General features: G+C 39.2%; 15 protein-coding genes. 2 read left to right on the forward strand and 13 right to left on the reverse strand.

Annotated features, from left to right (window positions below):
• Positions 1-4: 4 nt before the first annotated feature.
• From rnr to gap, 12 genes are all read right to left on the reverse strand, one after another.
• The gene (gene rnr, locus MOZ64_RS06205) at positions 5-2,104 is read right to left on the reverse strand and encodes a ribonuclease R (protein WP_320325723.1); all 2,100 of its coding nucleotides are present in this window, start codon (positions 2,102-2,104) and stop codon (positions 5-7) included.
• Between the two features lie 43 nt (positions 2,105-2,147).
• Positions 2,148-2,378 (reverse strand): preprotein translocase subunit SecG, encoded by a 231-nt coding sequence (gene secG, locus MOZ64_RS06210; RefSeq protein WP_320325724.1) that lies wholly within the window; start codon positions 2,376-2,378, stop codon positions 2,148-2,150.
• Between the two features lie 14 nt (positions 2,379-2,392).
• Entirely contained in the window at positions 2,393-3,178 is a 786-nt protein-coding gene (locus MOZ64_RS06215) for an HAD-IIA family hydrolase (protein ID WP_320325725.1), read from the reverse strand.
• Between the two features lie 12 nt (positions 3,179-3,190).
• Positions 3,191-3,742, reverse strand: a complete 552-nt coding sequence (nusG, locus tag MOZ64_RS06220) for a transcription termination/antitermination protein NusG (protein ID WP_320325726.1) — start codon at positions 3,740-3,742, stop codon at positions 3,191-3,193.
• A 9-nt stretch (positions 3,743-3,751) separates the two neighbouring features.
• Positions 3,752-3,961, reverse strand: a complete 210-nt coding sequence (gene secE, locus MOZ64_RS06225) for a preprotein translocase subunit SecE (RefSeq protein ID WP_320325727.1) — start codon at positions 3,959-3,961, stop codon at positions 3,752-3,754.
• Positions 3,962-3,967: 6 nt separating this feature from the next.
• On the reverse strand, positions 3,968-4,117 hold the full coding sequence (gene rpmG / locus MOZ64_RS06230; protein WP_128519633.1) for a 50S ribosomal protein L33: 150 nt from the start codon (positions 4,115-4,117) through the stop codon (positions 3,968-3,970).
• 49 nt (positions 4,118-4,166) lie between these two features.
• On the reverse strand, positions 4,167-4,745 hold the full coding sequence (locus MOZ64_RS06235; protein WP_320325728.1) for a sigma-70 RNA polymerase sigma factor region 4 domain-containing protein: 579 nt from the start codon (positions 4,743-4,745) through the stop codon (positions 4,167-4,169).
• Positions 4,746-4,770: 25 nt separating this feature from the next.
• A complete protein-coding gene (gene rlmB, locus MOZ64_RS06240) occupies positions 4,771-5,475 on the reverse strand; it encodes a 23S rRNA (guanosine(2251)-2'-O)-methyltransferase RlmB (RefSeq protein WP_320325729.1) in 705 nt (234 codons plus the stop codon).
• The gene (locus MOZ64_RS06245) at positions 5,472-5,858 is read right to left on the reverse strand and encodes a Mini-ribonuclease 3 (RefSeq protein ID WP_320325730.1); all 387 of its coding nucleotides are present in this window, start codon (positions 5,856-5,858) and stop codon (positions 5,472-5,474) included. The genes rlmB and MOZ64_RS06245 overlap by 4 nt, the downstream gene beginning before the upstream one ends.
• Positions 5,858-7,210 (reverse strand): cysteine--tRNA ligase, encoded by a 1,353-nt coding sequence (cysS, locus tag MOZ64_RS06250; RefSeq protein WP_320325731.1) that lies wholly within the window; start codon positions 7,208-7,210, stop codon positions 5,858-5,860. Before cysS ends, MOZ64_RS06245 begins: the two co-directional genes overlap by 1 nt.
• A gap of 12 nt (positions 7,211-7,222) precedes the next feature.
• Complete coding sequence (locus MOZ64_RS06255; protein WP_320325732.1) at positions 7,223-7,396, reverse strand: hypothetical protein; 174 nt, start codon at positions 7,394-7,396, stop codon at positions 7,223-7,225.
• A gap of 104 nt (positions 7,397-7,500) precedes the next feature.
• Positions 7,501-8,514, reverse strand: a complete 1,014-nt coding sequence (gap, locus tag MOZ64_RS06260) for a type I glyceraldehyde-3-phosphate dehydrogenase (RefSeq protein ID WP_320325733.1) — start codon at positions 8,512-8,514, stop codon at positions 7,501-7,503.
• Between the two features lie 150 nt (positions 8,515-8,664).
• Here gap and MOZ64_RS06265 point away from each other — a divergent pair, with 150 nt between their 5' ends.
• Both MOZ64_RS06265 and MOZ64_RS06270 read left to right on the forward strand, forming a co-directional pair.
• Positions 8,665-9,159, forward strand: coding sequence for an Lrp/AsnC family transcriptional regulator (locus tag MOZ64_RS06265; protein WP_320325734.1), 495 nt, complete (start codon positions 8,665-8,667; stop codon positions 9,157-9,159).
• Complete coding sequence (locus tag MOZ64_RS06270; protein WP_320325735.1) at positions 9,159-10,328, forward strand: pyridoxal phosphate-dependent aminotransferase; 1,170 nt, start codon at positions 9,159-9,161, stop codon at positions 10,326-10,328. The genes MOZ64_RS06265 and MOZ64_RS06270 overlap by 1 nt, the downstream gene beginning before the upstream one ends.
• 45 nt (positions 10,329-10,373) lie before the next feature.
• On the opposite strand, the gene MOZ64_RS06275 is transcribed toward MOZ64_RS06270, so the two are convergent.
• The gene (locus tag MOZ64_RS06275) at positions 10,374-12,074 is read right to left on the reverse strand and encodes a phospho-sugar mutase (protein ID WP_320325736.1); all 1,701 of its coding nucleotides are present in this window, start codon (positions 12,072-12,074) and stop codon (positions 10,374-10,376) included.
• Between the last annotated feature and the right edge of the window lie 177 nt (positions 12,075-12,251).

Raw genomic sequence — 12,251 nt, forward strand, 5'->3', positions numbered from 1 at the left:
CCGACTATGTCACAACGGATGTGGACAAAGATGGATTAATCAACGCTTTTTCACATTTTTGGCTTGTTGTGAGGGCAAATTCAACATGTCCTTTTGGTACATCCACACCTGTACAAACCACTTGAACTTTCTGGCCTAATTGATAGGCCTTTTTTTGTGAGCGTGCTTGTAAGGTCAGAGTATCTTCATCGAAACTATAGAAATCATCGATCAATGTATGTACAGGCACCAACCCTTCGATCGTATTGGGCAGTTCCACAAAGAAGCCAAATTTCTGTACACCGGAAATCATACCGGTATAGACCTTGCCGATATGTTTTTGCATATATTCTGCTTTTTTATAGTCATTGACCAATCGCTCAATGGCAATGGCATCCCGTTCTTTTTCGGAGACATGCTTTGCTTGTTGATCGATCGAATGCATATCTTTTGACACTTGCTTTCGATCTTGTTTTTCAAAAAGATATTTTCGCAACATCCGATGAACGACCAAATCGGAATAACGGCGAATCGGTGAGGTAAAATGACAATATTCTTCCAATGCAAGGCCAAAATGACCCAAACACGCTGCATCATAATACGCTTTTTCCATGGCTCGTAAACTGATCATGGAAATGATCGGATAGGCATCGTTATCTTCTAAAGATGCCAAAAACTGCGCTAATGCTTTGGGCTCAATCTCATCGGGCATGATATCATAAGGCAAATGTAAGGCCAATGCCATCGTATTGATCGTGCTAGCTTTTTCTGGATTTGGCTTTAAATGCACACGATACATACATGGTAGTTGTGCCTGATGTAAACAATTGGCCACACATACATTGGCTAAGATCATACATTGTTCGATCATTTCTTCAGCATAACCTCGCTGCTTTTCATACACATCAATGGCTTTCCCTTTTTCATTCAGAAGAATGACTGGCTCTTTGGTTTCAAATTGAATCGCACCACGCTCTTTGGATTGTATGGCCAACTGATGCGCACAAGCTTCAAGATCTAATAATTGTTCTTTGATCCGTGCATATTCCGAAACCATATTTCCTGCCAATAATTGATTGACTTTCTGATAGGTGCATCGCTGATTTGAATGGATCAAGGAAGGATAGATCTTGTAAGATGTACAATGACCTGTCTGGTCAATTTCCATTTGCACTGTCAAAGTGCAACGATCCACATGAGGATTCAGGGAACAAATTCCATTCGATAACACAAATGGGAGCATAGGAACGACTCGATCGCATACATAAATGCTGGTTGAGCGGGCAAAGGCTTCTCGATCAATGGCACTTTTGGTTTGAACATAATGACTCACGTCAGCAATATGGACATAGAGACGATAGCCACTGTCTTTCTTTTCAATAGAGATCGCATCATCAAAATCTTTTGCGTCGTCGCCATCAATGGTAAAAGTGATCAAACTACGAAGATCGATCCGATCTTTACGATCTTGCTCCTTCACTTCATGCGGTATTTTTTTCAATTCATTTTGGACCTTTTCATTAAAATGCATCCGCACCTTATGGGCATATAACATCGACGTCACATCAACGCCTGGATCGTTTTCTTTTCCAATGGTCTCACAAATCCTAATTTCAATCGGTCTAGTATACTTTATGATTTGCGCAACCACCTTCGTACCCGGACGAAGGGAAGGATCCAATGTCTTGAGTTTAAATTCACAATGATAGTCGATGTCACTACGAAAAACCAATTGTTTCTTTCGACGGACCATGGTTCCTGTTAATTCCTGGATCGTATGTTCATAGACACGGACCACTTTTTTGGATTGACGATCAATCAAGACCAAATCATCCACAAAAAGTTCGTCATTTTTATGTTTGGGCAAATAAATTTTCTGTACCCCATCGGAAACCATCCATTCAAATCGTGAAATATCTTTGAGCTTACCAACGATATATTGATTGGTATCCATACGCATATAATGATGATGATCATTCATTAGGACATGTTGATCCTCCAGATCATTCAATGTTTTGACAAGTTGTACGAAATCATTGGTAGAGCGCAAATGCAATGTCGCTTCGATTTCGTGTAGTGTCCAATTTTGTTTTTGATCAAATAAAGCCAGAATTTTTTGTTCCATAAACTTCCCTCCTTCCACAAAAAAAGGCCTTGATGGCCTAACCTCAAATGACTTGTAACGCAAGTACTAAACAAAAGAACGCAATACCACAAAGCAATGTCAAACGACTAATGACTTTTTCGGGTCCTCTTTCTTTTTGCACAGCAAATAAGTTCAAATCACCGCTACCTGTAAATGCAGCCGATAATCCATCGGATTTACCACCTTGTAGCAATGTTAAGATAATGATCAATCCGGAAATGATCATCAAGATAATATTTAAGGTATCTTCCATATTCCTTCCTCTTTTCAATCTTGAAGTATTGTATCATACTCCAAACATTCCATCAAATTGGATACGGTCCAAGTGGGATGGATATCCAATCGAGCAATATCGTTTCGTGTATGAACGCCTGTTTCTACAAAAATCGTTTGTACATTGTTTTCATAACCTAAACGAATGTCTGTTTCTAAGTTATCACCAATTAAGATCACATCGTCTTTATGCAGATGGAAATAGCTAAGAAATAAGTCCAGCATCGTTTTCGATGGTTTGGCAATATCTGGACTTTGGGTATGGGTCGCATATTCAAACATAGCGACAATACTGCCATTTCCCACTTCAAATCCACCCGGTTTGGCCAGGATGCGATCCTTGTTCGTACCAATGAGTTTTGCTCCTTGTAGCAGACAAGTCAATGCTTGAGAATACATCGCATAGTTGCCTTTTTTGGTCAATCCCACAAAAACAAAATCAGGATGGTCATCGGTAATGGTAAAACCGGCATCCAATAAGGCTTGTTCCATGCCTTTTTCACCAATGAAATAAGCTTTTCTACCCGTATATTTTTCTTTGACAAATTGACAACTCGCCATGGCACTATTGTAGAATTGCTCCGCGCGAATGCCTGTATAGCCCATCTTTTCCATGTGCTCCACATTGATTTGTGGGGTGCGCATCGAATTATTGGTCAAAAATAAATACGGAATATTTTTTTCAATACAATGATCTAAAAATTGTTTCGCTGTTTCGATGATCTGTGTGCCACGATACATCGTGCCATCCAGATCAAATACCAATGTTTTCATATGCATAAAAAGAAAGTCTTACTCGACTTTCTTCAAATCTTGATAAGCAATATCCGTAGGTGTTTCTCGACCAAACAAGATCAATAATACCGTTGCTTCTTTTTTCTCTTCATTCATGCTTTCAACGATACCTTCTGAATTTTTAAAGGGACCATTTAAAATTTGAACATTATCACCTACTTGGAAATCCACAGCTACATTGAGATCTTGATTTCCTAAACGTCGCAATACCGAATCAATTTCAGCTTGAGGCACAGGGAATGGTTTGGCTCCCTTACCACTCGAACCAATAAATCCAGTAACACCTGGAGTATTACGAACCGCAAACCAAGCTTCATCCGACATGATCATTTGCACCAAAAGATAGCCTGAGAATAAATTTTTGGTTTTTTCTACGGGCTTGCCATTCTTATATTCTATTTCTTTTTCTTCAGCGACAACGATTTGAAATAAGTTATCCTGAAGACCCATCGTTTTGATACGACGTTCCAAATTTTCTTTGACCCGGTTTTCTTGTCCGGCATATGTATTCACTACATACCATTCTTTTTTTAAGTCTGTATCTGCCATTCCAACTCCCTACTTTCCAACGATCCGTGAAACGATTCCTGTTGATAATAATTCACATACAAAGAAATATAAGCCAAATAATACAGTAAAGACGATCACTAATAGACTGTCTTTTGAAAGTTGTTTTACACTTGGCCATTTTACTTTCTTTAACTCACGCATAACATTAGCTGGGGAATACACCCAACCTTTTTTATTTTTTTTCTGATCTTTTGCCATATCTTCTCACTTCGTTTCTTTATGTAAAGTATGCTTTCCACACTTTGGACAATATTTGCGAATTTCTAAACGTTTTGTATTGGTTTTCTTATTTTTCGGTGTGACATAATTTCTTGATAAACATTCGGTACAAACCAAAATTACTTTATCTGCCATTTGATTTCACTCCTAACTTTTAAAAGATACCATTGAATGGAAAAATTTGTCAATGTACCTGTACCCATTTTTTAATTTTTCTTAGAATATAACGTACTTTTCGAACCGAATATTGATAGTGTTGTGCAATTTCATTGGTTGAATAGCCTTGTTGCTTCAAAACCAAAATATCTAATTCTTCTTTGGTGAAGTTTTGATTCATCAATGTATATAAATAATCTTTTTGTGTATGCACCATGACATCTTCGTGAATGTGCATTTTTGGATCGGCAATGAGATCCGATGCATAGTGTTCGATATCTTCACGAACCGACTGATCCAAATGAAAAACTGGATAATAATTTTGAATAGAATGGGTTTGTTCCATACGAAGGGCATCGATCAATCGATTTTCCAATACACGGCTATAAAAGGATTTTAGAAATGGCCATCGATCGACGCGACAACGTTGCAAACATTCATACAATACACAATCAGAAAGTGGCAAATAATCGCCGGCATAGCGGGTATGAAAGCGATGTTGAATGATGGCAACCGTAGTCGGTCGAAAAGCTTCAATTAATGCTGAAAAAGCTTCTTCATCATTCATAAAATAGTAATAGATCAATTCATTGATATTTCTTTTCATTTTGCTCCCTTTTGAGCAAAAAAGATTACAGAGGATGTCTTTGACTATGTATTTGATAAAGCAAGATACCACAAGCCACACTCGCATTTAGCGATGTGATTGAACCTTCCATTGGTAATTTTACGACATAATCACATTGTTTTTTGACCAAAGGACTGATTCCTTTGCCTTCGGAGCCAATGACCAAACAAACGGGAACATCGTAAATGCCTTCACGATAGTCCCGTGCCTGTTCCATATCCGTTCCTATGATCCAATAGCCTTGTTTTTTTAAAGTCTTCAGGGTATTGGTCAAATTATTGACAATACAGGTTGGAACGGTATAAGCCGCTCCTGTACTTGCTTTGATGGCAGATGGTGTCAAGCCCGCACTTTTGTGTTTAGTTAAGATCATGCCATCGACCCCGACACAATCACAAGTACGTAAGATGGCCCCAACATTTTGTGGATCTTGGATACCATCTAAAGCAACCAGCAATCCATTGGGATGAATGAGTGTCTCTAATTCGACCGTTGGAATATCTTTCACTACGCATACGATCCCTTGATGATGGACATTTTGAGCCATTCGATCCAACTGTTTTCGATTCATCCATTGATAAGGAATTTGTGACTGCTCAATTTGAACCATACGTTTTTTATCTTTCATGCCTTGTTGCACATATATAGTTTCAATTTGGTCCGGAAATTGAGACAACGTTGTCCAGACATTTTTTCCATAAACGATCATAATTGGTCTCCTAATTGAATGATTCGATCCATCAACCGATGCAACCGATCGACATGATCATATAAGTATAAATAACCGATACAAGCTTCCAATGCAGTCGCTTTCATATATTGTTGACTGGTCGCATTTTTTGCTTTGGTGTGATAAGAGGCATTGCGTCCACGTCGTAAAATTTCTTTTTCATCCGCCGTAAAAAAATCTTCTTGGTTCAATGCATCCAAAAGGGCAGATTGTCCTTTAGCTGAACAAACTTTTGCACTCATTCGTTGTAGTTTCTGCGGATTTTGGATTCCCTTTTCTAAGACATGTTGGCGCACATACATGGTCATGATGGCATCTCCCATCCAAGCTAGACTAATCGCATTTTGATGCACGATTTCCATTAGAGAATTCCCTTAGCTTGTAGTTTTGCACGATAGGTATCCGCAACATCAAACTGTTTTGCTTGGACCGCTTCACGCCATGCTTGATAGGTTTCTTTATCTTCTTCCGTTAATACAACAGGTTCAAACACAATACCTAAGACATACAACATCTTTTCAAGTGTATGCAACAAGGAACCAACTTTTGCCGTATCGATCTGACGAGTACGCAAAGATTGATTCAATTGTTTCACGGCTTCAAATACGGTAGATATCGCATTTGGCGTATTGAGATCATCGTTTAATGCATCCAAGAAAGATTGCCACAACGTTGTGTCCACCTCATCACTTGTCTTAGCCCCTTCCAGCTGAAGTTTGACTTGCGCCTGATGATAGGCGGTTTCGATACGACCTAATTCTTTTTGTGCACTCGCAAAACTTTCATTCGATAAATTCAATGGAGCCCGATAATGCGTAGATATCAAGATCCAACGAATGGTGTTACCACCGTATTCCGCAATCAAATCTTTGGCCCATTGGACATTTCCAATGGATTTAGACATTTTTTCAAATTTTGAAGCTTTATCATCTTTAATATTGATCATGCCATTGTGGACCCAAATATTGGCAAGATGGGTATGATTGATACACTCACATTGGGCAATTTCATTCTCGTGGTGAGGGAACTTCAGATCCAAACCACCACCATGAATATCGATCAATGGTTTTTTAAATACATCTTGAATCATGGCCACACATTCTGTATGCCAGCCAGGACGTCCTTTTGACCATGGTGTATCCCATTGAATCCCTTCATCGGTTGCTTTCCAAAGCGTAAAATCCAAGGGATTTTCTTTTTTATCGTTTTCATCAATACGTGCACCAACCATCAGATCTTGCATGTTTTGATGGGATAATTCGCCATATTTCGAATCGGCACTTACCCGAAAATACACATCGCCATCCACTTGATAGGCATCGCCATCATCAATCAATTTTTGAATAAAAGCAATGACTTGATCCATCGTTTCGGTAACGCGCGGCGTAACATCCGGCTGATCGGCATGTAAGTCACTTCGAGTTTGGGCATATGCTTTGATATAAGTATCTGTAATCTCTTTTTCGCTCACATTATTTTCAATCGCGGCATGAATGATCTTATCATCCACGTCCGTATAGTTACTGACATATTTCACTTTGAGGCCTTGTATCTCCAAAGCCTTCTTTAATGTATCAAAAACAACGATAGGCCGGGCGTTTCCTACATGTGGATAGTTATACACAGTAGGTCCGCACACGTACATAGAAACTTCTCCTGGAACGATGGGTTCTAGTGTTTCTATTTTTTGTGTCAAACTATTGTATAGCTTCATTCTCTTCACTCCCTATTTCTCCTTTTTATTTTTATCCATTTCTAAAGATAAATCACGGAATTGTTCCATCCATTTGGGATCTATTCCTTCTTTTTTCATTTTTTCCAAATAAACTTTATCAAGATCATTGACATCTTTGGTCAATTCGTCCCGATCTTCATCGGATAATTTTTGTCTGATCGCCATGGTTGATTCCTCTCTATGCGTATCTAAAGGATACTCTAAATAGCCACTTTTTTCAATCCAACAAAAAAAGCACTCCGAAGAGTGCTCCTTTATCTGAACATCAATTAAGCTAATTCAGAGAAATATTTGATTGTACGAACCATTTGGCTAGTGAATGAGTTTTCATTATCATACCAAGAAACGACTTGTACTAATGTATTTCCGTCTCCAGTTTCAACTGCCATTGTTTGCGTTGCGTCAAACAAAGATCCGTAACGCATTCCGATGATATCGCTAGAAACGATTTCTTCGTCATTGTATCCATAAGATTCAGTAACAGAAGCTTTCATCTTTGCATTGATGTCATCAACGGTAACTTTTCCTTCTACTTCAGCAACTAAGATCGTTGTAGATCCTGTAGGAGTAGGAACACGTTGTGCAGAACCGATCAATTTACCATTCAATTCTGGAACAACCAAACCGATAGCTTTTGCAGCACCAGTTGAGTTTGGAACGATGTTTTGAGCAGCAGCACGGCTACGACGTTTGTTTCCTTTACGTTGAGGTCCATCCAATACCATTTGGTCACCAGTATAAGAGTGAACAGTTGTCATGATACCAGATTTAATTGGAGCCAATTCGTTTAATGCTTTAGCCATAGGAGCCAAGCAGTTTGTTGTACAAGATGCAGCAGAGATGATCTTGTCTTCTGGAGTCAATGTCTTATGGTTAACATTGTAAACGATCGTCTTCAAATCAGATCCAGCTGGAGCTGAGATGACGACTTTCTTAGCACCTGCATCAATATGAGCTTGTGCTTTTGCTTTTGAAGTATAGAATCCAGTGCATTCCAATACAACATCTACATCTAATTCACCCCAAGGCAATTTAGAAGCATCGGCTTCTTTGTAAATTGTGATTTCTTTTCCACCAACAGTGATTGAACCTTCACCAGCAGCAACTGTATCTGCTAATGCATACGTTCCTTGAGTAGTATCATATTTTAACAAATAGGCTAACATATCAGGGCTTGTTAAATCGTTGATAGCTACTACTTCATACCCTTCAGCACCAAACATTTGACGGAATGCCAAACGTCCAATACGTCCAAAACCGTTGATTGCAACTTTTACTGTCATATCAGTAATTCCTCCTTTAATCAATCATCCATATTATAGAAAATGCCACCCTGTTTGTCAATCGTTTCACAACGTATATAACCGCTTTCATTATCGTTATATCTATCCCCTTTTTTCAATTCATGATAGAATGTCTCCAAGGAGGTTTTTATGAATCAAAATCAATTATTAGACTTGTTAGAAAAAGACGCTCGTTTACGTCCACAAGATCTTGCGGATATCTTAAATGAAAATGTAGAAGATGTCTCCCATCAGATCAAAGAATTAGAAGATAAAAAGATCATATGTGGTTATCATACCGTAATCAACTACAACCGCGCCCAACGAAATGAAAAAGTAATGGCCTATATCGAAGTTTCTTGTTCTCCTCAACGCAATCGTGGCTATGACCAAACAGCCATGGTCATTGCGAACTATCCGGAAGTGACCACCATGTATTTATTGAGTGGTGATTGTGACTTTTTATGCTTGGTTGAGGGCAAGACCATGTTTGAGGTAGCCCGCTTTGTTTCCGATTCCATTGCATGTGTCGATGGTGTGATCTCAACAAAAACCTTATTTGTTCTGAAACAATATAAAGAATCCGGTGTATTGATGGAATCCATCAAAGAAGATGATACCGATAGATTGGTCGTGACACCATAATGAAATCCATTTCTACTGTTGTTGAAAAAATGAAACCCAGTGGCATCCGCAAGTTCTTCGACTTAGCAAGCACCATGGATGATGTGATCTCCCTTGGTGTGGGTGAACCCGATTTTTCCACACCATGGCACATTTGCCAGGCCGCCATGGCCTCGATGGCCGATGGCAAGACACACTATACCGCCAATCGAGGTTTATTGGAATTGCGACAAGAAATTGCTACATTCCACAAAGAACACTATCAACAATCCTACGATCCACAAACCGAGATCGTCGTCACCGTTGGCGGAAGTGAAGCCATTGATATTTCCATGCGCGCTCTATTAAATCCAGGTGATGAAGTCATTGTCATGGATCCCAATTATGTAGCTTATGAACCGGCCGTTGCTTTAGCCGGTGGAGTTTGTGTCCCCATTGTTCTGACCAAAGAAAATGAGTTTAAATTGAAACCAGAAGATCTGAAAGCAGCCATCAGTCCAAAAACCAAAGCCATGATCATCAATTACCCATCCAATCCGACCGGAGGGGTCATGACACATGAGGACTATGCCAAATTAGTACCTATTTTAAAAGAATCTGGTATCTTTGTGGTAAGTGATGAGATCTATGCTGAATTGAGTTTTGATCAAGAGTTTGCTTCTCTATCCCAATTTGATGAAGTCCGTGATCAGATCATTGTCATTAATGGTTTCTCGAAAGCCTTTGCGATGACAGGCTGGCGACTTGGCTATATTCTTGCCAATGCCCCTTTATCGAAAGCCATCACAAAAATTCATCAATATGTCATCATGTCGGCTTCTGTTGCGAGTCAATATGCTGCTATTGAAGCTTTGAAGAATGGCTATCCCGATGTCGTGATGATGCGAGAAGAATACAACCATCGTCGGAACCTATTGGTAAATCGCCTCAATGCGATGGGTCTACATACCAATATGCCGCATGGTACATTTTATGTATTTGCCGATATTCGAAAGACAGGTCTGAATAGTGAAACTTTCTGTAGTCAACTACTAGAAAAAGAACACGTAGCATGTGTACCTGGCAATGCCTTTGGTCCACATGGTGAAGGTTTCATCCGTATTTCTTATGCCTATAGTTTGAATCACATCAAAGAAGCTTGCGTACGCATTGAACAATTCTTAAAAGATATTGATTATCAAAAGGAATGAACAAAAAAAACAGGAATCCATGACGATTCCTGTTTTCTTATGTCTTTATGCACCCGTTAGTTCCGACATTGCTTTTTGTGCCAATTCGGTTTTCTTATGTGCATCGGCTTTATCTGTACCGCGGATACAATAATAGAATTTGCATTTTGGTTCAGTACCACTTGGTCGTACCGCTACCCAACTGCCATCTTCTAGGAAGTATTTTAATACATTCGACTTGGTGAATCCTTCCAATGGTCGTACTTCGCCATTTTCATGGATTGTTTGTGTCTGGAAGTCTTCGCTTTTCACAACTTTGACACCCGCAATTTCTTTTGGTGCTTCGACACGAAGATCCGATAAGATCTTTTGGATTCGTTTTGCACCTTCTTCACCCGATAAAGTCAAGGCAACTTGTGATTCTTCATACGTACCATGACGTTGATACAATTCTTCCAACACATCCACTAGATCTTTTCCTTGTTGTTTGTAGAATGCACAAGCTTCTGCCAAAATCAATAAAGCTTGTGGGGCATCTTTATCACGAACAAATGGTTTTACCAAAGATCCATACGACTCTTCATAGCCAAATACATAATTCTTTTCATGCGTTATTTCATATTTGGCTACTTTTTCACCGATGAACTTAAATCCCGTCAATGTTTTTTCGGTTTCAACACCATAATCTGCAGCTACTTTTTCACCCAAGTCACTCGTTACGACCGTATTGAACATAACCGGATGTTCAGGCATTTTATGTTGCGCACGCAATTGAGAACAAATATATTCGATTTCAACCGAACCCGATTGATTTCCTGTCATGACAACATATTCCCCATTGTGTTTTACACCGACACCCATACGGTCTGCATCGGGATCACAAACCAAGATCAAATCGGCATCATTTTCTTTCGCATATTTCAATGCCAATTCATACGCACCAGGTTGTTCTGGATTTGGTGTTGGCGTACAAGAGAAGTCCGGATCTGGTGTACATTGTTCTTCTACCGGAATGCAAGTGTAGCCAGTCATTTTAAAAATGTCACGTACAGGAATATTGGCTGTACCATGTTCTGGTGAAAAGACGATCTTGATGTCTTTTTTTACGTCTGGATTCAATTGAATGCTTAATACATGCTTGTAGTAATCTTGATCCACATCATCACCCATAACAGTGATCAATTTCTTTTGTTCTTCAGTACAATTGGCATCGATTGCTAATTCATCCTCGATGGCATTCACTTCTTTGATGACTGCATCGGCCAAAGCAGGAATCAATTGACAGCCTTTATCATCATACAATTTATAGCCATTATATTCTTTCGGATTATGACTGGCCGTGATCATGATCCCACCGAAACAATGATTGTATCGAACCGCAAAGCTCAACATAGGAGTTGGACGCAAAGAATCATAAACAAATGAAGCAATATTATTTTTCGCTAAGAGGTCGGCACAATCAAAAGCTAATTCACGAGACATATGTCGATTATCATAACCAATCGCAACGCCTGCTTTACAAGCTTCTTCGCCATTCTTTTTGATATAATTTGCGTAACCTTGTGTTGCTTTACGAATGGTATGAATATTAATACGATTGGTTCCAGGACCTAATAAACCTCGCATACCCGCTGTACCAAACTCAATCGTTGTGTAAAACGCATCATTTTTTTCTTCTTCGCTCATGTTTTCTAAGACATCTTTGTAGCGAGGATCCAAATTGGGATGATGCACCCATTTTTCATATCTTTCTTCAACTAAAGACATATACTTCCCTCCATATTTAAGTATATTATAACATATGAAATCGTTTTCATTTATAAAAACCACTAATAAAAATTAGTGGTATTGAATGCCCTATAAGGGCCTGTTGTTGCGCAGGTCCTTCGACCATTGAAACCTCGCCAGTCGCAACCCCGTTACATGCTGCCTCTAAAAGAGGCG

It is taken from the genome of Absicoccus intestinalis, assembly GCF_033971885.1.
GTDB classification, from domain to species: domain Bacteria; phylum Bacillota_I; class Bacilli_A; order Erysipelotrichales; family Erysipelotrichaceae; genus Absicoccus; species Absicoccus intestinalis.

Excerpts from the sequence above, each read along its gene's own strand:
- MOZ64_RS06255 (WP_320325732.1), bottom strand. The coding sequence starts at position 7,396 with ATGGCGATCAGACAAAAATTATCCGATGAAGATCGGGACGAATTGACC.
- cysS (WP_320325731.1), bottom strand. The coding sequence starts at position 7,210 with ATGAAGCTATACAATAGTTTGACACAAAAAATAGAAACACTAGAACCC.
- MOZ64_RS06215 (WP_320325725.1), bottom strand. The coding sequence starts at position 3,178 with ATGCATATGAAAACATTGGTATTTGATCTGGATGGCACGATGTATCGT.
- rlmB (WP_320325729.1), bottom strand. The coding sequence starts at position 5,475 with ATGATCGTTTATGGAAAAAATGTCTGGACAACGTTGTCTCAATTTCCG.
- MOZ64_RS06235 (WP_320325728.1), bottom strand. The coding sequence starts at position 4,745 with ATGAAAAGAAATATCAATGAATTGATCTATTACTATTTTATGAATGAT.
- rnr (WP_320325723.1), bottom strand. The coding sequence starts at position 2,104 with ATGGAACAAAAAATTCTGGCTTTATTTGATCAAAAACAAAATTGGACA.
- MOZ64_RS06265 (WP_320325734.1), top strand. The coding sequence starts at position 8,665 with ATGAATCAAAATCAATTATTAGACTTGTTAGAAAAAGACGCTCGTTTA.
- MOZ64_RS06270 (WP_320325735.1), top strand. The coding sequence starts at position 9,159 with ATGAAATCCATTTCTACTGTTGTTGAAAAAATGAAACCCAGTGGCATC.
- MOZ64_RS06245 (WP_320325730.1), bottom strand. The coding sequence starts at position 5,858 with ATGGAAATCGTGCATCAAAATGCGATTAGTCTAGCTTGGATGGGAGAT.
- MOZ64_RS06275 (WP_320325736.1), bottom strand. The coding sequence starts at position 12,074 with ATGTCTTTAGTTGAAGAAAGATATGAAAAATGGGTGCATCATCCCAAT.
- nusG (WP_320325726.1), bottom strand. The coding sequence starts at position 3,742 with ATGGCAGATACAGACTTAAAAAAAGAATGGTATGTAGTGAATACATAT.
- secG (WP_320325724.1), bottom strand. The coding sequence starts at position 2,378 with ATGGAAGATACCTTAAATATTATCTTGATGATCATTTCCGGATTGATC.
- rpmG (WP_128519633.1), bottom strand. The coding sequence starts at position 4,117 with ATGGCAGATAAAGTAATTTTGGTTTGTACCGAATGTTTATCAAGAAAT.
- secE (WP_320325727.1), bottom strand. The coding sequence starts at position 3,961 with ATGGCAAAAGATCAGAAAAAAAATAAAAAAGGTTGGGTGTATTCCCCA.
- gap (WP_320325733.1), bottom strand. The coding sequence starts at position 8,514 with ATGACAGTAAAAGTTGCAATCAACGGTTTTGGACGTATTGGACGTTTG.